General features: G+C 60.6%; 24 protein-coding genes and 1 riboswitch. Of the genes, 13 read left to right on the top strand and 11 right to left on the bottom strand.

All coding sequences use genetic code 11. From position 1 onward, the window contains the following. The first annotated feature begins 11 nt into the window (after positions 1-11). Together ACSQ26_RS16685 and ACSQ26_RS16680 are read left to right on the top strand one after the other, a co-directional pair. Complete coding sequence (locus tag ACSQ26_RS16685) at positions 12-812, top strand: SHOCT domain-containing protein (RefSeq protein WP_436010715.1); 801 nt, start codon at positions 12-14, stop codon at positions 810-812. A gap of 21 nt (positions 813-833) precedes the next feature. Further along, complete coding sequence (locus ACSQ26_RS16680; protein ID WP_436010713.1) at positions 834-2,252, top strand: amidase; 1,419 nt, start codon at positions 834-836, stop codon at positions 2,250-2,252. Positions 2,253-2,270: 18 nt separating this feature from the next. On the opposite strand, the gene ACSQ26_RS16675 is transcribed toward ACSQ26_RS16680, so the two are convergent. From ACSQ26_RS16675 to ACSQ26_RS16650, 6 genes are all read right to left on the bottom strand, one after another. After that, positions 2,271-2,639 (bottom strand): type II toxin-antitoxin system RelE/ParE family toxin, encoded by a 369-nt coding sequence (locus ACSQ26_RS16675; RefSeq protein ID WP_436010711.1) that lies wholly within the window; start codon positions 2,637-2,639, stop codon positions 2,271-2,273. 5 nt (positions 2,640-2,644) lie between these two features. After that, on the bottom strand, positions 2,645-2,938 hold the full coding sequence (locus ACSQ26_RS16670; protein WP_436010709.1) for a type II toxin-antitoxin system ParD family antitoxin: 294 nt from the start codon (positions 2,936-2,938) through the stop codon (positions 2,645-2,647). Positions 2,939-3,031: 93 nt separating this feature from the next. Continuing rightward, a complete protein-coding gene (locus ACSQ26_RS16665) occupies positions 3,032-3,928 on the bottom strand; it encodes an SMP-30/gluconolactonase/LRE family protein (protein ID WP_436010707.1) in 897 nt (298 codons plus the stop codon). Between the two features lies 1 nt (position 3,929). Continuing rightward, on the bottom strand, positions 3,930-4,562 hold the full coding sequence (locus ACSQ26_RS16660) for a 2-dehydro-3-deoxy-6-phosphogalactonate aldolase (RefSeq protein ID WP_436010705.1): 633 nt from the start codon (positions 4,560-4,562) through the stop codon (positions 3,930-3,932). After that, entirely contained in the window at positions 4,562-5,497 is a 936-nt protein-coding gene (locus ACSQ26_RS16655; RefSeq protein WP_436010703.1) for a 2-dehydro-3-deoxygalactonokinase, read from the bottom strand. The genes ACSQ26_RS16660 and ACSQ26_RS16655 overlap by 1 nt, the downstream gene beginning before the upstream one ends. Then, the gene (locus ACSQ26_RS16650) at positions 5,497-6,264 is read right to left on the bottom strand and encodes an SDR family NAD(P)-dependent oxidoreductase (RefSeq protein WP_436010701.1); all 768 of its coding nucleotides are present in this window, start codon (positions 6,262-6,264) and stop codon (positions 5,497-5,499) included. Before ACSQ26_RS16650 ends, ACSQ26_RS16655 begins: the two co-directional genes overlap by 1 nt. Positions 6,265-6,743: 479 nt before the next feature. Between ACSQ26_RS16650 and ACSQ26_RS16645 the strand changes: the two genes are divergently transcribed. The 10 genes from ACSQ26_RS16645 (at position 6,744) to ACSQ26_RS16600 (ending at position 17,505) form a co-directional block, all read left to right on the top strand. Then, entirely contained in the window at positions 6,744-7,478 is a 735-nt protein-coding gene (locus ACSQ26_RS16645) for a helix-turn-helix transcriptional regulator (protein WP_436010699.1), read from the top strand. Positions 7,479-8,842: 1,364 nt separating this feature from the next. Continuing rightward, positions 8,843-10,012 (top strand): iron-sulfur cluster carrier protein ApbC, encoded by a 1,170-nt coding sequence (gene apbC / locus ACSQ26_RS16640; protein WP_436010697.1) that lies wholly within the window; start codon positions 8,843-8,845, stop codon positions 10,010-10,012. Between the two features lie 232 nt (positions 10,013-10,244). Further along, a complete protein-coding gene (locus tag ACSQ26_RS16635) occupies positions 10,245-11,225 on the top strand; it encodes a magnesium transporter CorA family protein (RefSeq protein ID WP_436010695.1) in 981 nt (326 codons plus the stop codon). A 15-nt stretch (positions 11,226-11,240) separates the two neighbouring features. Then, complete coding sequence (locus tag ACSQ26_RS16630; RefSeq protein WP_436010693.1) at positions 11,241-13,151, top strand: potassium transporter Kup; 1,911 nt, start codon at positions 11,241-11,243, stop codon at positions 13,149-13,151. A 313-nt stretch (positions 13,152-13,464) separates the two neighbouring features. Then, positions 13,465-14,601, top strand: a complete 1,137-nt coding sequence (locus tag ACSQ26_RS16625; protein ID WP_436010691.1) for a cell wall hydrolase — start codon at positions 13,465-13,467, stop codon at positions 14,599-14,601. 260 nt (positions 14,602-14,861) lie between these two features. Further along, positions 14,862-15,212 (top strand): AtpZ/AtpI family protein, encoded by a 351-nt coding sequence (locus ACSQ26_RS16620; protein ID WP_436010689.1) that lies wholly within the window; start codon positions 14,862-14,864, stop codon positions 15,210-15,212. A 47-nt stretch (positions 15,213-15,259) separates the two neighbouring features. Then, positions 15,260-16,009, top strand: a complete 750-nt coding sequence (locus ACSQ26_RS16615; protein WP_436010687.1) for a F0F1 ATP synthase subunit A — start codon at positions 15,260-15,262, stop codon at positions 16,007-16,009. Positions 16,010-16,081: 72 nt separating this feature from the next. Further along, positions 16,082-16,306 (top strand): F0F1 ATP synthase subunit C, encoded by a 225-nt coding sequence (locus tag ACSQ26_RS16610; protein WP_099306389.1) that lies wholly within the window; start codon positions 16,082-16,084, stop codon positions 16,304-16,306. A gap of 87 nt (positions 16,307-16,393) precedes the next feature. Beyond that, a complete protein-coding gene (locus tag ACSQ26_RS16605) occupies positions 16,394-16,996 on the top strand; it encodes a F0F1 ATP synthase subunit B (protein ID WP_436010685.1) in 603 nt (200 codons plus the stop codon). 14 nt (positions 16,997-17,010) lie between these two features. Continuing rightward, positions 17,011-17,505: a F0F1 ATP synthase subunit B gene (locus ACSQ26_RS16600; RefSeq protein ID WP_436010683.1), complete on the top strand. Its 495-nt coding sequence runs from the start codon at positions 17,011-17,013 to the stop codon at positions 17,503-17,505. A gap of 195 nt (positions 17,506-17,700) precedes the next feature. On the opposite strand, the gene bluB is transcribed toward ACSQ26_RS16600, so the two are convergent. The 3 genes from bluB to ACSQ26_RS16585 form a co-directional block, all read right to left on the bottom strand. Further along, a complete protein-coding gene (gene bluB, locus ACSQ26_RS16595; protein WP_436010681.1) occupies positions 17,701-18,435 on the bottom strand; it encodes a 5,6-dimethylbenzimidazole synthase in 735 nt (244 codons plus the stop codon). A 41-nt stretch (positions 18,436-18,476) separates the two neighbouring features. Continuing rightward, a riboswitch (cobalamin riboswitch) is annotated at positions 18,477-18,651 on the bottom strand. Positions 18,652-18,894: 243 nt separating this feature from the next. Then, complete coding sequence (locus tag ACSQ26_RS16590) at positions 18,895-19,548, bottom strand: ribonuclease HII (RefSeq protein ID WP_436010679.1); 654 nt, start codon at positions 19,546-19,548, stop codon at positions 18,895-18,897. A gap of 194 nt (positions 19,549-19,742) precedes the next feature. Continuing rightward, complete coding sequence (locus ACSQ26_RS16585) at positions 19,743-20,900, bottom strand: PA0069 family radical SAM protein (RefSeq protein ID WP_436010677.1); 1,158 nt, start codon at positions 20,898-20,900, stop codon at positions 19,743-19,745. Positions 20,901-21,023: 123 nt separating this feature from the next. Here ACSQ26_RS16585 and ACSQ26_RS16580 point away from each other — a divergent pair, with 123 nt between their 5' ends. Continuing rightward, entirely contained in the window at positions 21,024-21,539 is a 516-nt protein-coding gene (locus ACSQ26_RS16580; protein WP_436010675.1) for a glycosyl transferase, read from the top strand. A gap of 3 nt (positions 21,540-21,542) precedes the next feature. On the opposite strand, the gene ACSQ26_RS16575 is transcribed toward ACSQ26_RS16580, so the two are convergent. Next, complete coding sequence (locus ACSQ26_RS16575; RefSeq protein WP_436010673.1) at positions 21,543-21,860, bottom strand: transcriptional regulator; 318 nt, start codon at positions 21,858-21,860, stop codon at positions 21,543-21,545. Between the two features lie 150 nt (positions 21,861-22,010). Next, positions 22,011-24,203, bottom strand: a complete 2,193-nt coding sequence (glyS, locus tag ACSQ26_RS16570; protein WP_436010671.1) for a glycine--tRNA ligase subunit beta — start codon at positions 24,201-24,203, stop codon at positions 22,011-22,013. Positions 24,204-24,247: the final 44 nt, after the last annotated feature.

Here is a 24,247-nt window from a genome sequence, read left to right as displayed (position 1 = left end):
AGGAGCCGAAGATGAGACAATTGACCGACGAAGGCGAGCGCGCCCTGAGCGAGATTGCCACCCGCCACGGCGTCAGCACCGATGCCGCCCAGCATCTGCTGCTGGCGGTGGTTGCCGGCCATATGAGCCAGGCACAGTTCAATCATCCCGAACTCGGCGGCATGGGCCAGTGGTCGCAGGGCGGCATGATCATGGTCGGCGATATGTTCAACAATGGGCTGAAGGCCAAGGTGGACGCCCTGTGCACGGAACTCGCCGCCTTGGCGCGTGGCACCGATCTCTTCCGTCCACTGCCGCCGCCGCAATTCCAGTCGCAGGTGCAGGGGAGTGCAGCGAGCCTGTTCGTGCCGAGGTCGTTCGGCAACTGGTGGCCCGAAGGGCTGGGCCATGCCGCCTCGACCGGATCGCAGAACAATCTGCGCTATGCCTTTTTCCCAGAAACGCGCAGGCTGGCGATCGACCTCGGTGGCAAGGTCAAGATCTACGACACGCACGACCACCGGATCGGCGGCTTCTCCCAGCAGCAATCCGGCGATCAATCGCTGAGTTTCACATCGCAGCATGGGCTTATCGATCTCGCCTCGCTGGAAGAGGTCGATCCCGTCGTCGAGCATCCCGAGCCGCGGGACTTCGGCACGGTGCTGGCGGAAGCCTTCGCCGGCGAAGCGCCCCATGACGAACCGCCTCGAACCGCAAGCGCGGACGACGATATCATCGGCAAGATCGAGAAGCTCGCGGGTCTGCATGCGAAGGGAATCCTCACGGACGAGGAGTTCCAGTCCAAGAAGACCGACCTCCTGAGCCGGCTCTGACAAGGCATTCAGGAGTTCCCATTGGATACAATAACAACCCTGTCAGCCACCGAACTGTCGGCGTCCATCCACAGCAGGCGGCTGTCGTGCAGCCAGGTCATGGAGGCGTTTCTCACCCGCATCGCCGAGGTGAATCCCCGCATCAATGCCGTCGTCAGCCTGCGCGATGCCGATGAACTGATGCGCGAAGCGGCGGCGGCCGATCGCGAACTGGATGACGGCCGCTCGCGCGGCTTCCTGCACGGCATGCCTTTCGCCATCAAGGATCTCTCGGAAGCCAAGGGCATCCGCTGCACCTACGGTTCAGCCGTCACAAGCGATTTCGTGCCTGATTTCGACGACATCCACGTCGCGCGCATCCGCGCTGGTGGAGCGATCATCATCGGCAAGACCAATGTTCCCGAAAAGGGGCTGGGTTCGCACACCTACAACCCTATCTTCGGCGTCACCCGCAATCCGTACGACCTTACGAAGAGCGCGGGCGGATCGAGCGGCGGCGCGGCGGCGGCGCTCGCGGCCCGCATGCTGCCCCTTGCCGACGGCAGCGACATGATGGGATCGCTCCGCAATCCCGCCGCCTTCAACAATGTCATCGGCTTCCGGCCGACCTATGGGCGGATCGCCTCGCTGGAGACCGAACTCTATCTCGGGCAGCTATCCACCAACGGCCCGATGGGCCGCACTGTCGCCGATGTCGCGGCGCTGCTCGATATCCAGGCCGGCTATGATTTCCGCGACCCGATGTCACTTCCCAAGGTGGATTTCTCGCGTATCAAGCCGCTGGATAGCAATGGCCTGCGCATCGGCTGGCTCGCTGATTATGACGGCTATCTGTCCTTCGAGCCGGGCGTGCTCGCCCTGTGCGAAGCAGCACTTGAGCCATTCAGAACGCTCGGTGCCACGGTTGAGGCCGTCGATCCTGGCTTCGACATGGACCGCCTGTGGCACGGCTGGAGGACGATGCGCCACTTCCTCGTCTCGAACGGAAACGCGTCCGACTATGCCGATCCCGCAAAACGCGCCTTGATGAAGCCGGAACTGATCTGGGAGATCGAGAACGGACAGGATCTGACGGCTCGGGAAGTCCACGCTGCCTCGATGATCCGCAGCGACTGGTATCGCCACATCCTGACACTCTTCGAGCGCTACGATTTCCTCATCCTGCCCTCGGCGCAAGTCTTCCCGTTCGACGCCGCTCTGCATTGGCCGGCGGAAATAGCGGGCCGGACCATGGACACCTATCATCGCTGGATGGAAGTGGTGATCGGCCCAAGCATGGCCGGCCTGCCGGTCGCGGCGATTCCGGCGGGTTTCAGCCAGAACGGGCTTCCAACCGGCATCCAGATCATCGGCCCACCGCGCGCCGACCGCAGGGTACTGGAAATGGCAGCGGCCTATGAGCAGGCCACGGATTGGCTCGCGCGAGCGCCGGCAATATGAGCTGTCCAACGCCAGACTCTATTCGTCGCCATAGCGTCCGGGAAGATGCCTCTCCAACTCCATTGCGTCATGGAGCACTCGACCGATCCCGATGATGTCAGGACCGGTGATCCGATAGAGGAGGAGATGGCGTGGCTGCCGGACCATGCCGCTTTCAAGCCCAGCGCGTTCACGGCTATGCCGGAGGTGATAGCTGCGAACATTCTTTCCAAGTTCAGGGCGATCTATGGTCCCGATCCGTCGAGGATCCGCTGCCACGTCGCGTAGAGCCGTTATGATCAGGCGCTCGTAGCGCTTGCGCGCCATGGCGCCGAAACGTTCGTGGGTCCGCGTGAGAATATCAACCATGTCCGCGCGCGCCGTGTCGGAAAGTCGGAAATTGCGCATCGACGTCAGGCGCTTGCCTTGCGTATGCGTTCTTCTGCTTCAAGCCCAATATTGGTGATGAATTCGTCAAGCCTACTGTCCGGAACCTCGATAAATCTGTCCTCATCGAGATCGGCAAAGCCGGCTGCCCCGGCGTCACGCAGTGCTTCCAGCTTTATCGCTTCTAGGTTTTCACGCTGTTCGATCAGGCGAAGCCCCTCGCGCAATACCTCGCTCGCATTCTGATACCGACCGGACTTGACCAGATGGTCGATGATGTCTTCGTGATGGTTGGTCAATACGACGTTGCGTGTCGGCATGGTGCGTCCTACCCAGGATGAATAATCCTGAATGTAGCAGTCATGGCATAAATTGCCAATGGCAGCCGGTATTCGGCACGCCTAGCTCTGCCGTCAAATCTTGTAGGCGGCGTCGAAAATGCCCTTGACCGGCACCCCCAGTTCATAGGTGTAGCCGGCCTGCGGGTCGGCCTTCAGGTCCTCTTCGTCGAGGTCTTCACGGGCAGTCGTTACCATCAGCCGGTCGGCGTTTTTGCCGATGAAGGCCGGGCAGGTGGCCTGTTTCGGCGGCAGCTTGTAGCGCTCGGTGATGCGGCCATCGACCGAATAATGGTGCACCTCGCCGACGCCCCAGCGTGCGTTCCAGATCGTGCCGTCCGCCGCGCAGACCGAACCGTCGATGCCGCCATCCTCCCAGCGTCCATCGTAGAAGACCTCGGGTTTGCCGGACGGTAGGCCGGTCGCGGGATCGACGGCAACCTTCATGTAGAGGTTTTCCATCGTATCGACGTAGTAGCCGATCGCGCCGTCGGGCGAGAAACAGATGCCGTTGGGGATCGAGATATCGGTGACGATGGGCGTCACCTTGCCCGATGCCACATGGTAGATCGTGCCCGCGCCCTTGCGGTGCGCACCGCCGGTCTTGGTCATGGTGCCGTACCAGAGCGCGCCGGATGGGTGGCAGCGCCCGTCATTGGAGCGCATGTGCTCGATGCCGTTTTCGATCGGCGTGACCAGTTCCAGCGCCCCGGTCGCGATGTCGCGGATATGCAGGCCATGCTCGGAGGCGATCATCTGTCGCCGGTCGTCTATGCGGGCCAGCACGCTCGCCATGAAGGGCAGGGCGTGCACGGTCTTTTTGCCCGTCGTCAGGTTCAACTCATGCAGTTCGCGATTTCCGATCGAGAACCACCACGCCGTATCTGTCGTGGGATCGTAGGTCGGACCCTCGCCGTGATAGGTGTTGAAGCTGTCGAGCGCACGACCGGGATAAGGTTGAACTTCCGTCATGTCACGCTCCGAATGCCTGGTCATAGGCGGCGATGGTGGCCTTGGCGCGCTTGCTGACCTCGTCCGCCGACATGCCTGGTTTGTAGATGCTGGAGCCGAGGCCGAAGGCCTTGATGCCGCCCTTGGCATAATCTGCGAAATTCTCGTCCGACACGCCGCCCACCGCCGCGATCATAAGGTCCGCCGGCAGCACGGCGCGGATGGCGTTGATGCCGGAAACGCCGAGCGCGCTTGCCGGGAAGAACTTGAGGCCCGTGGCACCCGCGCGGGCGGCGGCCAGTGCCTCTGTCGGCGTGAAGACACCAGGAAGCGTGACCATGCCTTTCGAGACTGCATGAGACAGCACCTGCACATCGACATTCGGGCTGACGAACAGCCGTCCACCCGCCTGTTCCAGCCGATCGACATCCTCGATCGTCAGCACCGTACCGGCGCCGATCAACGCATCCGCGGGCGCCATTTTCGCAGCGATCTCGATCGACTTGAACGGTTCGGGCGAATTGAGCGGAATCTCGATCGCGCGCAGGCCGGCCTCGAGCAGCGCCTCGACCGTCGCCTTCGTCTCATCGGGCTTCAGGCCGCGCAGGATCGCGACAAGCGGATACTTCATCGGTGGAAATGGTATGCGGGACATCAGTTGCCGGATCCTTCGTCACTTGGCCAGATTTCGCGCGCGGCCTGGGAGAGCCCGCGGCGCACCGCCTCGTCTGCATCGATTGTCGTGGATTTGAGCCCGAGCCTGTGGAATGCCGCCTCGTAGAGGCCGCGCAGCTTGCCCGATGCGACCAGGATAACCGGCGCGTTCCTCGGCGCGGATTTCAGCGCGCCGGCAAGCTCCAGCCCGATCATCATGCCGGACAGCGTGGCCTCGGCATCGGTCGGCGACAGCGAGAACAGCAGCCCGCGTGCGCGTATCGCAAACAGCCGGTTGGTCGCCAGTTCCGGCTCCTTATGGGCGCTATGTAGCGCCGACAGGAACGCCGGATGGCCGCCATCGAAGCCCGCGGCATCCTTGACCGCATGCTGCAGAATAGATTGCTTCGTGATGACGTCGAACAGTTCGCCGGTCATGAAGGTCGAGAAGCCCAGCACTTCGTGGCGCACCACACGCACCCATTTCGAGTGCGTGCCGGGCATGGCGATCAGGCAATCGCTGTACTTCATGCTCTCGGCACAGCCGAGCAACTGCGTTTCCTCGCCCCGCATCACGTCGGCGGCGTTGATATCTCGCTGGGCGAGGCCGGGCAGGATGCGGATGTCGCGGCTCACGCCGGGAACGCTGACAGCCTTGCTTGAAATGTCGGAAAGTCTGGCCGGCACGTCAATATAGCCCGCCTCGACCCAGCCCTGCTTGGCGCCCACCATGCCGCACATGATGACGGGCGTATCAACCGCCGCGCCGACTTCTGCAAGATGCTTGTCCAGCACGGCGGCGAAGCCGGTCTCGCGCGCCGTCGTCATGCCCTCGCGCGACCGGCTTTCGCCGAGGATCGCGCCATCGTCACCGATCAGCCAAAGGCGGAAACTGGTCGTGCCCCAATCGACGGCGGCATAGCGGGGATTGGGCATCAGGCAACGCCTCCGTCGACAATCATGGATTGGGCGGTCATCGCGCGCGAACAGTCCGAAGCCAGGAAGAGGCACGGCCCCACCATGTCCTCGGCGACCAGCGAGAATTTCAGCGCCTGCCGCGTAAGATGCGCCGTCGCATCGGCGTCGCTGACCCAGAGCTTCTTCTGGCGCTCGGTGAGCACCATGCCGGGCAGCAAGGCGTTGACCCGAATGTTCTCGCGTCCGAGCCGACCCGCGAGCCCCTTGGTGAGCCCGATAATGCCGGCCTTCGCCGTCACGTAAGCCGGGAAATCCGGCAGGTTCATCAAATAGGCGATGGAGGAGAAATTGATGATCGAGCCGCCGCCTACCGCGCGCATGAACGGCAGCACAGCCTGCGTGACGAACATGACCGGCCGGAGGTTGATGTCCTGGCTCTTCTGCCAGTATTCCTCGGTGATGTCGTCGATATCCCGGCGGTCGTCCCAGGCGGCATTGTTGATGAGCACGCGGATGCCGCCGAGTGCCTCGCCGGCAGCCGTGACGGCAGCGCGTATCGCCGCGATATCAGTGAGATCGGCATGCAGGAACAGCGGCTTGTGCGTAGCACCGGACAGCGCGTCGACCACGGCATCGCCTGCCGTCTCGTCGATGTCGATGAAGGCCACTTTCGCGCCCTGTGCTGCAAAGCCTTCGACCAGCGCGGCACCGATTCCGGAGCCGCCGCCTGTGATCAACACGCCTGCATTTTCGAGGTCTTTGAATATTGCACTGGGCAAACGCATTCCGGCCGAAACTCCTCCCACCCGCCGTTGATATAAGCCGGAAGCGCCAGGCAGGAAACCCCTCTTTTCAAAAATCATACTTTTCCGTCTTCGAACGGATTTTGCATGCTTTTTATTCGCGTGAAGTGACAAGTGGAGATAATAATGATCCAGGGTGCGATGCCGCGGTGTCCTGTACTTGCGGATTGTCAATCGAGCGCTGGCGAATCAACCGAATGTCTGCCATGACACCCTGAGCGACAGGGCTGTCGGGGGTGCAAATATAGAAAGCTGGCTGTTTGATTGGGATGTCCTTGGCGTCCCATAAAGGAATTACTCGAACAATTATCATGGTGAATTGTTCTCCGTATAGAAACTGCTGTTGACGGGCGCTTTGCGAGCCCACCAATAGGATGTTCCATGCGTTGAGATACACGTCCACTGCATGAGATCAGTCATGCCGCAGAGTATATTTGCCCGGCGTGATCAGTAAGATGGTAATGGAAAACGAACGGGACTCACGTCAGGTAGACTATGAGGGCTTGTTGAAAGAGATTTCAACTTTGTCCACGCAGTTCGATATGTTCCGGTTTCTCAAAAAAGTGACGGATTTGTTCGGTATGCGGGCCTTTATGGTCATGCGCATCCCGGGTGCCACGACCCAGGCCTTGCAGACGGCATCCATCATATCGAGCTGGCCGGCCGAGTTGCTTTCTAAATTCGATCAAGCCGGACTGATCCTCAATTCTCCCGCGGTCGCCAGGCTCAGGAAGTCCACGCTTCCCTTCACGCTCGATCTCGACCGGGAGAAGCAAAGCGGCGACAGCAGGGCTCTTGCAGTTTTCGAGCTTTTCAATCAGTTCAAGATGTCGCGATCGGCCTTCTTCCCGGTCAGCGAGCCGAGCGGCGAGAGGGGTGTCGTCAGCCTGTTCGGCGACCGGCCGTTGCTCGACGGGCAGGAAATGCTCGAACTCCTGATGATTTCGACGCATGTTTTCGACAAGCTGCACGAGATCGGCCGCAAGGACGTCAAGCCGACCGACGAACTGACCGACCGCGAGATCGACTGTCTCAACTGGACTGCCGCCGGCAAGACGAGCGCCGAGATCTCCGAGATCCTCGGCCTCTCCGAACACACTGTCAACCACTACCTCAATCGCGCCACGCGCAAGCTCGACACGGTCAACCGCGCCCAGGCGGTGGCCAAGGCCTTGCGGACGGGCATTATCAGCTGATTGACCGTGCGCTGTCTCCCCTGTCGTTCTTCCCGGCCCTGGGTGAGAATGGCGGATTACGTCTTGGCCAATTCTGTGACAAGCAACACTTGGAAGTAGAAATAGCCAGCGTGGTAAAATATCTTATGAAAGACGCGGTGATACTATATCAGTAATATGCGCGCCCGCAGAAATTATACGTGAGATTGTGGATTCGTATTCATTGATTAAAGTAGATCATACGCCGTACTTAAACGGATAACTAATGTTGGGGATGCACGGTTCGCCCGCCAGGCGGCAGATCTGCGTTTGAAACGTCATTCTGGCCGGTGAGGAGGAGACGACATGTCCGTCACAGAAAGAGCATCGTGGCCGCCGGAGATACGAAAAGTTGCGAAAATAAGAAACCCCTAAAATTTTAGGGTAAAATCACGATTTATTTTGCCTTCTAACCCAAACGGGGGATATGATTTCCCCCATGCACGTATAGCGTGACTTCTCGGACGAAGTTTTGCGTTATGTCCTGTAAAATTCTGGCAGGTGTACCCCACTCCCTTGCGCAACTCGCGACATCGGAGACGCCCGCTGGTAGAACCCGCCCGCAGCCCTGCCGGGCGGGTTACTTTCTTCAGCGATGAGTGCACTTGCTGCCATGCCGTTCGGCTTGCAGGGGCGGCGGCAGCGCGGCACCGGCGCATCAGCGCATTGCCCGGCCCCGCGTTCCGTCATTTGGTAGGAAACGTACAGTTCAGAGCGTTCATCTTTTGGACTCTTGTGGTGAGCGCGCGGTGGGCTAGACTCATAATGCTTCGCCCCTAAGTCGAGGACTCTGTGAAGCCGGGGCGGCTGGCGGAGCCGCCCCTCATTTTCGCGCAGTTCCCTTCGTTACAGCGCATATCGGGTCTGGCAGTTAAACTAAGGGCAAGTAGGCGGTTTCAGATCGCCGCAAATCGGCATTTGCCGCCAGACTTCAGAGTTTAGTCTCGTGTCGTCCAATCCACATCCGGCACTTGGACACCTTTACCTAAAGGCTGGCGGCCGTTTTTATCTTCCTGCATTTGCCTAATTGTTGCGCATCGCTGAAAATTTAGACAACAGATCGCTTCGATCCGCCAAATACCTGGCCCGTTTTCCTGCATTCTCGGCTCAAGTATACGTTTTTCGAGTTGGCACGCTTCCTGCTTTCTATATTTCAGGTCCAGAGGGGACCATAATCGCGGCCGCAAAGACCGCATCAGAGCAGCCGCCTTCCGATCATTCCTCCTCCCATGATCACGGAAGGCGGCGCTTTCTTTTCCCAAGCATTGAAAACTTGTCGCTTGCCTGTTGGCTTGTGCACCGCTGTCGCCTATCTAACCCCCAGGATAACTGCGGGATATGAGAGAATGGCTGACGTCACCAGCAACGATGTGCTCGAACGGCTGAAGGCCGTGCGCGGACCTGACATGGAAGGCAACATCGTCGACCTGGGAATGGTCTCCGATGTCTTCATCTCCGACGGCAAAGCCTATTTCTCGATTACCGTGCCGGCCGAGCGCGCCAAGGAACTCGAGCCGTTGCGCCAGGCCGCCGAGCGCGTCGTCAAGGAAATGCCCGGCATGAAGGGGGCATTCGCCGCGCTCACCGCCGACAAGCGCGCTGGCTCAGCCCAGCCGGCATCTCGACCTGCACCGGCGCCTGCCCAAGCAGGACACAGCCATGCCGGTCATAGCCACGCGCCGCGAGCGCCCGCCGCACCGGCACCGAAGCCGGGCATTCCCGGCGTCAAGCACATCATCGCCGTCGCATCGGGCAAGGGCGGCGTGGGCAAATCCACCACCGCGGTCAATATCGCGCTCGGCCTCCAGGCGCTCGGGCTCAGGATTGGCATTCTCGATGCGGATATCTACGGCCCCTCCGTCCCGCGCCTGATGAACATTTCCGGCCGGCCGCAACAGATCGACGGCAAGCTGATCAAGCCGATGGAGAATTACGGTCTGCGCACCATGTCGATGGGCTATCTCGTCGACGAAGGCACCGCCATGATCTGGCGCGGGCCGATGATCCAGTCCGCCCTCTTGCAGATGTTGCGCGAGGTCGCCTGGGGCGATCTCGACGTGCTGGTCGTTGATATGCCGCCCGGCACCGGCGATGCGCAGCTCACCATGGCGCAGCAGGTGCCGCTCTCCGGCGCAGTCATCGTCTCGACTCCGCAGGATCTTGCGCTGATCGACGCCCGCAAAGGCATCGCGATGTTCCAGAAGGTGGAGGTGCCTCTCCTCGGTGTCGTCGAGAACATGAGCCACTTCATCTGCCCGACCTGCGGCACCAGCCATGACATCTTCGGCCATGGCGGCGCGCGTGCCGAAGCCGAAAAGCTCGGCGTTCCCTTCCTCGGCGAAGTGCCGCTGGCCATGACCATCCGCGAGAATTCCGATTCGGGCACGCCGGTCACGGTCTCGGCGCCCGATGGCCCGCATGCCAAGGTCTATCGTGACATCGCGGACAAGGTCTGGAGTCAGCTCTCCGGGGAAGGGGCTGTCGCACGCACGGCCCCGGCGATCGTGTTCGAATAGGTCTCCCGATCTCCCCGGTTCCACTGGCCGCTGCCGCTCCGGTTTCCCCGATGTCAAGCATACGGGGCCTATTGCGGTGCATTATTCTTTTCTTGATTCTTCACTTGAGATGGGCAATACCACCGCCCACGCCGCTTTCCCTAGCGGCCCAAGGACTGCGCGCGAGTTCCCGCAACGGGATAGAATGGTTTGAGCAGGGGCGCATGATCAATCCCTTCGGAGCAATCAATACATGATGACGGCCTACCGTTCGAACGGTGAGTCCGTGGTCCTCACGGTGGACAAGCCGTGGGATGCGCTTCCGCCTGATGTGATCTGGCTCGACCTGAGTTTCCCGACCAAGGAAGAGGACATCTACGCCGAGCGCCTGACAGGCATCGAAGTGCCGACGCGCGAGGACCTGCGCGACATCGAGCCCTCCAGCCGGCTCTATGCGGACGAGCGCGCTGTCTACCTCACAGGCTCGCTTGTCTGTTACGCCGACACGCCCCGGCCGGTCTTGACCGATGTCGCCTTCGTGCTGACACCGGCCTGCCTGGTTACGGTGCGCTATGACAATCCCAGGTCTTTCGACCTCTTCGCGGCCGCCATCTGCCGCATGCCGGGCGGTGTGAAGTCCGCCCCGATGGCGCTTCTCAAGCTCCTGGAAACGATCACCGACCGCACGGCGGAAATCCTCGAGCATGCCGAAGTCCGCGGCGATGCGCTTCTGATGAAGATCTTCGGCGAAAACGGCGAAGAAGGCCGCAAGCACCCACCGAAGTCACTGCAGCGTCTGCTTGGCGCGATCGCCGAACACCATCGCCTCGTTTCCAAGACACGCGGGAGCCTCGCCTCGCTGTCTCGCCTCATGACCTTCGTCACCGGGGTCGAGTCCATCAAGGCGGAGAAGGATACAAAGGCGCTGACGCATTCGATCACGCACGACATCCAGTCGCTGTCGGAACATGCGAATTTCATCTCCGGCAACATCACATTCCTGCTCGATGCGTCGCTCGGTCTGATCAATGTGGAACAGAACGGCATCATCAAGATTTTCTCGATTGCATCAGTCGTGCTTCTTCCCCCGACTTTGGTCGCATCGATCTATGGTATGAATTTCAAGTATATGCCGGAGCTCGAATGGATGTCGGGTTATCCCTCGTCCCTGGTCTTGATGGTCGTCTCCGCGGTCATTCCGTATTTTTTCTTTCGCTGGAAGGGCTGGCTGTGAGTCAGGCATTGCATCATGGCTGAACAGGCGGGACATTTCGGCTCCCATAAGGGTCCGATATCGACGAGGAAACTCCTCACGCTGGCGCTCGGCTCGGTCGGCGTAGTCTATGGCGACATCGGCACCAGCCCGCTCTATGCCTTCCGCGAAGCGCTGAGGCCCGTTTCCCACGACGGCGTTGATCGCAGCGAGATCATCGGCCTGATCTCGCTCTTTTTCTGGGCGCTCACCATCATCGTGACGCTCAAATATGTCATCTTCCTGCTCAGGGCCGACAATGACGGCGAAGGCGGCACGCTGTCGCTGCTCTCGCTGGTGAGTAAGGCTGTTTCTGAAAAGCGCGCAGGCCTGCTCTTCCTGATCGGTGTCGTCGGAGCTTCGCTCTTTCTCGGCGACGCCATGATCACGCCCGCGCTGTCGGTTCTGTCGGCGGTGGAAGGCCTGAAATTCGTGGCGCCCGGCATGCACGAATTCGTCGTGCCGATCTCCGTCGTCATCCTCGTGTGCCTGTTTGCGGTGCAGTCACGCGGCACCGGTGCCGTGTCGGCATTCTTCGGGCCGATCACCGCTTTCTGGTTTCTCGTTCTGGCCGGCATCGGCATCTATCACATCCAGGATGATTGGAGTGTTCTCAACGCCTTCAATCCCTATTACGGGGTCTGGTTCCTGTTCAACAGCGGCGTCGTCGGCTTCGTCGTGCTGGGTTCGGTCTTCCTAGCCGTCACCGGCGCCGAAGCGCTCTATGCCGATCTCGGCCATTTCGGGCGTGCGCCGATCACGCTTGCATGGTTCGGGCTGATCTTTCCGGCGTTGATTCTGAACTATCTGGGGCAGGGTGCCCTGGTGCTGCACGACCCATCGGCACTGTCCGATCCGTTCTACCTCATGTTTCCCGAGGTGATCCGCTTCCCGGCCGTCATTCTCGCGACCGTCGCCACCGTCATTGCCAGCCAGTCGGTGATCACCGGCGCCTTTTCGCTTGCCCGCCAGGCGATCCACCTCGGCTTCCTGCCGCGCATGGAAATCTATCACACGTCGGAATCCAACACCGGCCAGATCTACCTGCCGGCAGTCAACACGATCCTGCTGTTCGGCGTCATGGCGCTGGTGCTGATGTTCCGCTCGTCGGAATCGCTCGCCGTGGCTTACGGCATCGCGGTGACAGGCGATATGGTGGTCACCACCATCCTGTTTTATAACTTCCTGCGCATCTTCTGGAAGTGGAGCCGTCCGCAGGCGCTCATGCTGGTCGCGCCCCTGCTTTGCATCGAATCGGTGTTCCTCGGCTCGAACCTCACCAAGCTGCATCACGGCGGCTATGTTCCGGTGCTGATCGCCAGCTGTTTCGTGATCATCATGTGGACGTGGCGTCGCGGCACACGCATCCTGTTCGAGAAATCGCGGCGCACCCACATTCCGCTCGATGCCTTCGTCCGCTCGCTCGAGAAGAAATCCGAACATGGTCCGATCGAAGTGCCCGGCACCGCGATCTTCCTCACCTCGGATCCGAAATCGACGCCAGCCGCGCTATTGCACAATCTCAAGCACAATCACGTTCTGCACAGCCAGAACATGATCCTGACGATCAAAACTCAGAACCGGCCGCGCGTGCCGCTCGAGGAACGCGGCAAGATCGAGCGCATCTCGGAACATTTCCAGCTGCTCGAATTGAATTTCGGCTTCCAGGAAACCCAGAACGTCTCGCAGGCGCTGGCGCATCTGCGCAAGACCGGGCTGAAGTTCGACATCATGTCGACCTCCTTCTACCTCGGCCGGCGCAAGCTGATCGCCGACGCCAATTCCGGCATGCCATCCTGGCAGGACAGGCTGTTCATCGCGCTCGCGGGTGCGGCGACCGACCCGTCGGATTACTTCCGTCTGCCGGCCAATCGCGTGGTGGAACTCGGTGCACATGTCTCGGTCTGAGGCATATTTTTCCACATATTAGCGAACTGCGACATTTCGGCTCCCGTTAACCCAACAAGATATTGGGATGCCGGGAGACGTTTTTTCGCCATTTTCATCGGCTCATTGCGGGCTCGGGATACGGGACGGAATAAGGGCCGGGAATATTGCATAGAAAAAGACGCTATAAATTTGCGCCAACATCACGCCTGTCTAATTTAACGGTTAACCAATCATCAAGGTTAATACTCCACTATCCCAAGCTCTGGTTCTTGTTGCAGAGTGGGGTAGCGTTCCTGTGTCAAAGCGTAAATCTAAGTCGCGGCGTTCGGGCATGATCTATTCGAAATGGCTCGCCCCGTCGATCTTTGCACTTGCCGGCCTCATGAGTTTTCCGAATGCCGCGGCGCAAGCCGATATCGCCTCGATGATCGCGGCCAATCTCACCAAGGGTGAGAGCTGGCGCAGCTTCATGGTCGATTCGCCCGCAGGCTCGATTCACCAGGAAGAACTGGTCTTCGCCAATCACGAGGAAGAAGCACAGCCCAAAACGCGCGGCTTCGTGATGCCCGACGGCAAGCTGGTCGCACTGTCGCCTGGGGAAAAGGCCGTTCCCGTCACGCCTGACGAGGATCGTGTCAATCGCCGGCTCAAGAAGGGCCGCATCGTCGCCGTCGAGCGCATCCGCCCGCCGAAGGATTTCACCGCCGGCACCATCCTCGACCGCCAGGCCAGCCTGTTCTCGACCGAGCCGATGGAAGACCAGAGGACAGCCTTCATCAAGTCCGACATCCTTGACAAGGGATTGGATATCGCGCTGGCCTTCCACAAGAACCGCGCGAAGATCGATGATTATGGCGTCCCGGCCATGCTTGCGAGCCTGGTGACCAATGACGAGGCGGACAGCCTGGCGACCGCCTATTCCAATCCCGAGCCGGATTATGCCGAGGTCTCGCCCTTCGATTCCATCCTGACTGAGAACACGACCAAGCGCTTCGTGCCGAAGATCGACGCCGTCCATCACAACTGGGCGACATCGGTGCTGCCGGCTAGCGTGTTTGCGCCCAGGGAACAGCAGTGCCTCGCCGAGGCGATCTATTTCGAATCGATCACCGAGCCGCTCAAGGGCCAGGCCGCCGTGGCGCAGGTCGTGCTCAACCGGGTGCGCAATCCGACCTTCCCGAACACGATCTGCGGCGTCGTCTACCAGAACGAAGACTGGCGCAACCGCTGCCAATTCTCTTTCGCCTGCGACCGTATTCCCGACCGCGTGACCGACAAGTCGAAGTTCAAGACTGCCAAGGACATCGCGATGGCCGTGACCGCCGGCAAGATCTATCTCAAGGAAGTCGGCGATTCGACGCATTACCACGCGACCTACGTGCGCCCGAACTGGGGACGCACGATGAAGAAGGTTGGCCGCATCGGCCTGCATATTTTCTACCGCACCCGCTACGGCGGCTGGAGCTGATAGATTCTTCGGTCAAGCAGCCATCCGGGCTGCTTGCTGCACTGCAAATCGAAGAATCTTCTTTTGAATCAACTAAATCATTGATTTTTATGAATAAATTACCCCTTAATTTCGTTCCTCATCGCCTTGACGAAATCACGGAGTGTAACTATGTTGCACGCGGCTTGAAGGCGGGGGTCTCCACCTCTCACGGCAGTTGAAATTCAGCTTGTGGGCTCGGGTTTCCTCGGCTAAGGCTCGGCCTCCAATGGAGGTCAGGTATGGAGACGGACCGCAAGGATAGTCTGGAAGAGCGACGCGATAGCCTTCATCAGAAGCTTGAGCAGGCGCGGCCGAAAGACGAGGGGACCGAAAAGTCTAGTGATGTCAGCCGCAAAGGCTACTCTGAGGCTTTGAAAATTTCCTCCGAATTCATTTCCGCCATCGTGGTGGGAGGGATCCTCGGTTACCTTCTGGACCTTCTTCTTCCGACGAAGCCATGGGGATTGATCGTTTTTGTCCTCCTCGGCTTTGTTGCCGGTGTACTGAATGTGTTGCGCACGACCGGCAAGGTCAGTTCGCCGCATCCGGTGGACCGGATCGGAATGCACAGGGATAAAGACAAGCAGTAGGCGCCCGCCGCCGGCTGTAAAAGAATGCGAAGCGAGAGAGATCAGACGTGGCGACACCAGACAAGGTAGATCCCATCCACCAGTTCCACCTCAACACGATCGTGGATCTGGGCAGGTACGACTTCACCAATTCGGGCCTGTTCATGGTCCTGACGGTGGTCGTCGCGACGGCATTTCTTCTCTGGGCCTCTGCGCCGAAGGCCGTCGTTCCCGGCCGCTGGCAGTCGATTGCCGAACTCTCCTATGAATTTGTGGCGAAAATGCTGAAGGACGCGACCGGTCACGGTGGCGAGAAGTTCTTTCCGCTGGTTTTCTCGCTCTTCCTCTTCGTGCTCGTTTCCAATTTCTTCGGCATGATCCCCGGCTTCTTCACCGTCGGCTCCCAGATCATCGTCACCATCTGCCTCGCCCTTTTGGTGATCGGCACGGTCGTCGTTTACGGCATCTACAAGCACGGCTTCAAATTCTTCAGCATCTTCGTGCCCTCGGGCGTGCCGATGGTCCTGATCCCGCTGGTGACGTTTATCGAGATCATTTCCTTCCTCTCGCGTCCGGTCAGCCTTTCGGTTCGTCTTTTCGCGAACCTGCTCGCCGGTCACATCACGCTCAAGGTCTTCGCCGGCTTCGTCTTCTCGCTCGGCATGCTTGGCCCGCTCGGCATTGCCGGCGCCATCCTGCCGCTGCTGATGACCATCGGTCTCACCGGCCTCGAATTCCTGGTCGCCTTCCTGCAGGCCTATGTGTTTGCGGTTCTGACCTGCATGTATCTCAACGACGCGCTCCATCCGGGGCACTGAGTTTCACCGAACACGCGGAGCGCGCCCGCTCCGCTGGAATAGCCGCAACAAACGACTTAAAGGAGTTCTACAATGGACGCGGAAGCAGCAAAGTACATCGGCGCCGGTATTGCATGCCTGGGCATGGGTGGCGCAGGCATCGGCCTCGGCACGATTTTCGGCAACTACCTGGCCGGCGCTCTTCGCAATCCGTCTGCAGCAGATGGCCAGTTCGGCCGCCTGATCTTCGGCTTCGCCGTTACGGAAGCTCTGGGCATCTTCTCGCTGCTCATCGCCCTTCTCGCCCTGTTCGGCTGATCGGCTGCGACAAAGCATAAGGGTTGCGGGGCGGCTACCGCCCCGTGATCCGTTTTTGATACCGGCCCTCTTGGCCTGGAGGTTGGAATGTTTGTGACGACAGCATATGCTCTGTCAGCCACGGCTGCCACGGATGCAGCGGCGCCCGCGACAAGCGACGCGCATAATACAACGACGACAGCTGTTCACGAAGTTGAACACGAAGCTTTCCCGCCGTTCGATCCGTCCCATTTTCCGTCGCAGATCCTCTGGCTCGCGATCACGTTTGGCATCTTCTATTATCTGGTCGCCAAGCACATCACGCCGCGCCTGTCCGGCATTATCGAGACGCGCGAAAACCGCATTACCGCCGATCTCGCCGAGGCGACCCGTATGAAGGACGAGGCGGATGCCGCCGTCGCCAAGTACGAGCAGGAACTCGCCGCGGCCCGCGCCAAGGGCAACGCGATCGCTGCCGAAGCCCGCGAGAAGGCCAAAGCCGAGGCAACCGCCGAGCGAACCAAGCTTGATGCGGATATTTCCAAGAAGATCGCTGATGCCGAAGGCAGCATCAACGAGATCAAGAACAAGGCACTGTCGGAAGTGGCCGTCGTTGCCGAGGACACTGTAGCCCAAATCGTTCAACAGCTCACCGGCGTTTCCGTCACCAAGGCGGATGTCAAGTCGGCTGTCGGCGCGCTCAAGGCTTAAAGAGAGGGATCGCAATGTTCGATGCAACTATGTGGGCCCAGATCTGGGCACAGGTCGCTCTTGTCCTCTTCATCGGTCTGGTGATCTATCTCGGCGTGCCGAGAATGATCACCAAGAGCCTCGATGAGCGTGCCGCCAAGATCGCCGCCGAACTCGACGCCGCCAAGAAGCTGCGCGACGAAGCCCAGGCGCTGCTGACCGAATACCAGAAGAAGCGCAAGGAAGCCGAATCCGAAGCCCAGGAAATCGTTGCCGCCGCCCAGCGCGAAGCAGCGACCCTTGCCGCCGAGGCCAAGCAGAAGACCGAGGATTACGTCGCACGTCGTACCGCGCTTTCCGAGCAGAAGATCAAGAACGCCGAATCGGAAGCCGTCAACGCCGTCCGCGCCGCAGCCGTCGATCTCGCCATCGCCGCCGCCGAGAAGCTGATCGCCAGCAAGCTCGACGACAAGGCCGGCGCCGCGCTCTTCAACAACGCCGTCGGCGAAGTGAAGACAAGGCTGAACTGAGGTTCTTCGAAGGTTGAACGTCTTGCAGGCCTCGCCCCACTCGCGACGTCTTCCTCGGGCTTGTCCCGAGGATCCGGTGTCGGCGCCAGGCAATCGACGGTGAATGAGCCTTTGACGTCACCAGGTCCTCGGGACAAGCCCGAGGATGACGACAGAGTGACCGGCAACCCCCACAACATCTGCGCCGACACCGCTCTATCCCAGCCGCGCCCGGCATTCCACCACGCGATAAAAGTCCAGCACATGCGACGTCTCCGGCCAGTGCTCCTGGTAGACGAGCTTCTCCAAGGGCAGCTTCTCCCGCCAGCCTTTGACTGCCAATTCCGGCTTCGAATACAGCTGATCCACATACCCGACGCAGAGATAGGCGATGATCTCGACGCTGTCGGGAATGCCGAGTTCCTGTTTCAGCCGGTCATGATCGAAAATGCTGACCCAGCCCACGCCCACGCCTTCGGCGCGCGCCGCGAGCCAGAAATTCTGCACGGCACAGACGGTGGAATAGAGATCCATGCTGGGATTGTGGGTGCGGCCGAGCACGAAATCGCCGCCGCGCTTGCGGTCGCAAGTGATGCAGATATTGAGCGGCGCCTTGAGAATACCCTCGAGCTTCAGGCTCATATATTTGAGCTTCTGCTCCCCCTCCAGTCTGTCGGCCGCCTGGATATTGGCTTCATGGAATATCCCATGCACCGCTCGGCGCCGCGCCTCGTCACGGATAATGATGAAGTTCCACGGCTGCATGTAGCCGACCGATGGCGCTGCATGCGCCGCCGCCAGTAGGCGCTGCAGTAGCTCGTCCGGAATCGGATCGGGCAGGAATTCGTTGCGCACGTCGCGCCTGGAATAGATGGCGCGGTAGACGGCGGCGCGTTCGGCTTCGGAAAATGGTCCCGCAGCGGCGAGATGACGTGACGGTTCGGCCTGCATGTGTCCCTCACATGGTTTGGCACCGCAGGGGCCGTCCGCGCCCCTCAGCTATCTGTCCGGCCGGTCTTCTGGCTTGGGTTCACCTGGCGCTCGCGGCCTTCCCGGTTTCCCAGTGGCATGTCGCGAAACCATCCCCCTCACAGCGTTGGGCACGCGCCGGATTTCTGACCGGCTTCCCGATTCTCCTCGAAAGGCACCGGACGAGAATGGTTTAAGCAGGATCGTTGAATCCGTGCAATGTCCACTGGCGACGGGTGACGTCGTCTTACACCGCCAGGCCCAAGATGGAGGACGGAAAGTGCCTCTTGTCCCCGCTTCTCCCCTTGGGGAGAAGGTGGCCGAAGGCCGGATGAGGGGTTCTCAAAACACGCGCGTGGAGTGGGAACCCCTCATCGCCTCGCTACGCTCGGCACTTCTCCCCAAGGGGAGAAGCGGGAGCAGGGCTTTGCCCCACAGAAACTACTCCATCAGCCGGAACGGACTGAACGTCATCCGGTGGATCGCACATGGCCCGTGAATGGTGATCGCCTCGCGATGCACCTCGGTCGCATAGCCAGCATGCTGTTCGAAGCCATATTGCGGAAAGGTGATGCCGGCGGCCTGCATCATCCGGTCACGCGTCACTTTGGCGACGATCGAGGCTGCGGCGATTGAGAACGAACGTGCGTCGCCCTTCACCAGCGCCTTGCCGGGGCAAGTGAGGCCCGGTGGCACATCGCGGCCGTCGATCAGCACGAACTTCGCCCGTTTGGGGAGTGACGCCACGGCTCGCCGCATCGCCTCGAGGCTCGCCCTGAGGATGTTCGTCCGGTCGATCGCGATGGCGCTCAGCGACGAGATCGCGACATCCGCCGTCGCCAGGATTTCCTCGTAAAGCTCTTCCCGCCGCGCCGCCGTCAATTGCTTGGAATCGTTGAGACCCTTCGGAATCTTGCGCGGATCGAGGATCACGGCACTCGCCACCACAGGCCCGGCCAACGGCCCACGGCCTGCCTCATCGACGCCTGCGACCGGCAGGAAGCCGTCGCGCATCAGCCCCTTCTCGAACCGGAAGGTGGGGACAATTTCCTCTTCCAGTAAAGGAAGGGAATCGGATGAGGTCAAACGAGCCATGCGGGATAGTTCGCATATTCATCCGATTCCCTGCAAGTCCCGATACGAGGGCGGCGCATCGGGACCACGAGCATGTCGTTTCAACATGCTCAGCATGACAGGAGCGCTGGCGGCGCGCTCCCATCATGTATTCCCAGCCGGAACCCGAGCGGGCGGGGATGCCAGGTCCCGGCTGGAAAGCGTCAATAAGAAACTCAGAGCAGCGAGAGCTGCACGCCATGTCCATCAGGCGGTACGAAGAGATCGCTGTTGAGCCCGATCGTGCGCCGCGTCAGGCCGTATTTCTTGGCGGCGAGCTCGAAGCGGCGGCTGATCTGCCAGGCATAGGGACCCGTCCCCTTCATCCGCTTGCCGAACTCGGCATCGTAATCCTTGCCGCCGCGCATCGAGCGGATCAGGCTCATCACGTGACGATAACGGTCCGGATAGTGGCGCAGCAGCCAATCGCGAAACAGCGGACTCACTTCCAGCGGCAGCCGAAGCAGCACATAGCTCGCCTCCTTCGCGCCTGCGGCGGCGCCCGCATCGAGGATGCGCTCGAGCTCGTGGTCGTTGAGCGCGGGGATCATCGGCGATGCCATCACGGCGGTCGGAATGCCCGCCTCGCTCATCGCCTTGATCGCCTCGAGCCGCTTGGTCGGCGTCGATGCCCGCGGCTCCATCAGCCGCGCCAGCTTCCGGTCCATGGTGGTGACCGAAAGCGCTGCCCTAGCCAGACCCTTTTCCGCCATCTTGGCGAGGATATCGATATCCCGCGTGATCAGCGCCGACTTCGTCACGATCGCCACCGGATGATTGGCTGCCGCCAGCACTTCGAGGATCTGGCGCATGATCCGCCATTCCTTCTCGATCGGCTGGTAGGGATCGGTATTGGTGCCGATCGCGATGGTCCTCGGCTTGTAGCCGGGCTTGGAAAGCTCTCGTTCCAGCAGTTTCGCCGCATCCGGCTTGGCAAACAGCTTGGATTCGAAATCGAGCCCCGGCGACAGGCCCATATAGGCATGCGTCGGTCGTGCGAAGCAGTAGATGCAGCCGTGTTCACAGCCGCGATAGGGATTGATCGAGCGGTCGAAAGGGATGTCCGGGCTGTCGTTGCGGGTGATGATGGCACGCGGCTTCTCAACCTGCACTTCGGTCTTGAACGGCGCAAGCGTCTCGAACGTCTGCCAGCCGTCGTCGAGCACCTCGCGTTCCTGCGGCTCGAACCGGCCCGACGGATTGAGCCCGGCGCCACGGCCGCGACGGCGGTCGATCTCGATCCTGAGACCGGATTCCTTCAGCAGGCTATCGGCAATATCTGCCGTATTGGCAGGCGCGAATGCAGCCTGCCGCGCGAGCGACATGTTGATCATTGGCTTCTCCGGGGAGGCGAATCTCCGCCTCTCGATGATTATTTTCCTATCGCGAAAATGAGAACATTGCAAGAACAAAATTACCGACTCGCAATTTTCCGAGGCTTCAATTATGGGTAAGCAATGCTGACTGTTTTAATCGAATGCCGGGATAACGAGCCCGAACTTGCCTATACGCTGGCCGTTCTCGTCTCCGGCGCGGTCGATGGCCTGGTGAGTGATGTGATCGTGCTGGACCACGGTTCGCGCGATGGCTCCGCGCGCGTAGCCGATGCCGCCGGCTGCCGCTTCATCGACAAATGGGATCTGCATGATGTGCTGGGTTCAGTGCGCGGCGAATGGCTGATGCTGCTCGAACCGGGCGCCCGGCCACAGGCCGGCTGGATCGAGGAGGTGCTGGAATATGCCTCGCTCGCCAAGGTGCCCGCCCGCTTCTCCCCCTCCCGCAGCTTTCCCCGGCCGTTCCTCAAGCGTTGGCGGCGCAAGGGCGTGCTCGAACTCGGCTTCCTGATGCCGAAGCGCCAGGCCGCCGCACTGGCCAAGCCTGGCATGGGGCTGACGGCGCTGGCCAAGGCGTCATCAGTGCGGAAGTTGAGGTCGGAGTTGATACCGGCATGGGTAATCAGCGAAGGGCGGTAGCCCTCACGCCGCCGTGCTGACCTCCAGCTGTATCCCCTGGTGGCGTTGCAATATGCCAATGACCCTGAACATCTCAGCCGCGCGCGGATTGCCCGATGGCTGGAACATGCGCTTGAGATGGCGCACCGTCAGGCCGGATTCGGTGGCGAGGTCGTCGAAGCCGATCGTGGCGTCGATATAGTCCTTGAGCACGCTCTTGGCGGTGGCCATGTCGTCCGCCAGCATCACTTCCACGGCATGCGAGAACAGCGCGTAGCGGAAGCCGTCATCGGCCTGGATGCGCGCCTTGACGGTTTTTCTGATCGTCCTGGTCAAAGCCATTGAATACCGCCCGCTGCAAGTTGAAATCCGTCGCCACACAATATGGGGTCGATTTCGTCGCATTCACGGCGCAGAAGTCAAATAAAGTTGATCGGCCCAAGAAGCTATTGCGGAGCGGGCCTCCGCACCACGCCCCTTGGTGGCCGCCGCCTATCCCGAAATCTTCGAGAAGTCGGCAACCGTGGCCGTCGCGGCACGGATGGCGGAGAGCAGCGCCAGGCGATTGGCCCGGATATCGGCGTTCTCGTCGTTCACCAGCACGTCGTTGAAGAACGTATCGACCGGGCCACGCAGTCTGGAAAGCGCCTCCATCGCCGCGCCGAAATCCTCGCGGGCCACGGCGCTGGCCGCATCCTGCGAGGCATTGACGATTGCCGCATGCAGGCTCTTCTCGGCCGGCAGCGTCAGCAGCTGCAGATCGATCCGGTCGGCGATCCTGGTGCCCTTCTTCTCCTCGGCGGCGAGCAATTGCGTGGCGCGCTTGGTGCCCGCCAGCAGGTTCTTGCCGTCCTCGGTGTCGATGAATTTCGCCAGCGCTTCGGCGCGGCGGGTAATGGATAGGATGCGCTTGGTGGCTTCCATACCAGGCATCGGAACTTCTCTTTGCGTACCCATGTTGAGCACGGCATCAACAATATCTGGGCGAATGCCGGTTTCTTTGAGCTGTACTTTTAGGCGCTCTCCAAAAAAAGTCGACAAGTCAGAAGCGACCATCACTGGATCGCAGTTGGCAAAGCTATTTGCGTGTCGATACGCAAACCAGTTCACATCCAGATCCAGCTTGTTTTCTAAGATAACGCTAATCACACCCAGCGCCGCACGCCGCAGCGCATAAGGATCCTTCGAACCCGTCGGCTTCTCGTCAATTGCCCAGAACCCAACCAGCGTATCCAGCTTGTCGGCCAAGGCAATCGTCACCGAAACGGCATCGGTGGGCACGCGATCGGACGGGCCATTCGGTTTCCAGTGCTCTTCGATTGCTGCGGCAACAGAGGCGTCTTCACCCTGCAGAAGTGCATAGCGCCGGCCCATCAATCCCTGCAACTCAGGGAATTCGCCCACTGCTTCGGTACGCAGATCGGCCTTGGCCAGCACGGCAGCGCGATCAACCTTGATCGGATCGGCACCGGTCACCTTGGCAAGTTCGGCGGCCAGCGCCCGAATGCGCGTGACCCGCTCACCCTGCGTCCCCAGCTTCGCATGAAACGTCACATTCAAATGGTCGAGCTTCGCCATCCGCTGGTCGAGCGGCTTCTTCAGATCGAGCCCGAACTTCGCCGCCGACGCAGCAAGCTCGTGCAGATCCGGCATATCCGCCTGGTCGCGCTTGTAGAAGTGCGCCGCATCCGAAAGCCGTGCCCGCACCACCTTGCCATTGCCGTGCACGATTTCCTTGCCGTCGTCCTTCGCTTCGATATTCGAGATCAGGATGAAACGGTTGGAGAGTTCGTCGGTGCCCTGTTTGCGGGTCACGAAGCACTTCTGGTTGGTCTTGATCGTCAGCCGGATGATCTCGGCGGGAATCTTGAGGTAATCCTCCTCGAACGTACCCATCAGCACATGCGGATATTCCACCAGCCCCGAGACCTCTTCGAGCAGCGCCTCGTCCTCGACCAGATCGAGGCCCGACGCGAAGGCGATGTTCTTCGCATCCGACAGGATGATCTCCTTGCGGCGCTCGGCATCCAGCACGACCTTCGCCTTTTCGAGACTCGAAACATAATCCGAAAAGCGCCGCACGGTGATTGCACCCGGCGCATGGAAGCGGTGGCCATAGGTGATATTGGAGGCCACGATGCCATCGACCTCGAAGGGGATGACCGTGGTCTCGTCGTGCTCGGTACCCCACATGCAGACGATCGATTGCAGCGGCCGCACCCAGCGGAGCGCCCCCGGCTTCGCCGAAGCGGTGCCCGAACGCATGCTCTTTGGCCAGGGGAAATTGCGGATGATGCCGGGCATCACATCGGCGACGATCTCCTCGGCGCTGCGGCCGGGCTTGGTGATGATTGCAACGTAAAAATCGCCCTTCTTCGGGTCGGTGCGCGTTTCGGCCTGGTCGATGGAGGCCAGCCCCGCGCCGCGCAGAAAGCCGTCGATCGCCTGTTGCGGTGCCGTGGTGCTCGGCCCTTTCTTCTCCTCGCGCAAGTCTGCGGAATGGGCGGTCAGGCCGCGGATATCGAGTGTCAGCCGGCGCGGCGTCCAGTATTCGCGCGCACCCTCATAGGTCAGGCCCGCCTCGACCAGCGCATCGGTCAACAGCTTCTTCAGGTCGCCCGCAGCCTTGCGCTGCATGCGTGCGGGAATTTCCTCGGAGCGGAGTTCGATGAGAAGATCGGGCATGGATATTCAGTTTCTCAATGGCAATTCAACAGAATGTTGACTGC

The organism is Rhizobium sp. LjRoot254, from assembly GCF_964254105.1.
Lineage (GTDB): Bacteria > Pseudomonadota > Alphaproteobacteria > Rhizobiales > Rhizobiaceae > Rhizobium_E.
The sequence above is the reverse complement of the archived record's forward strand: the minus strand, read 5'-3'. Positions and strand labels throughout refer to the sequence as shown.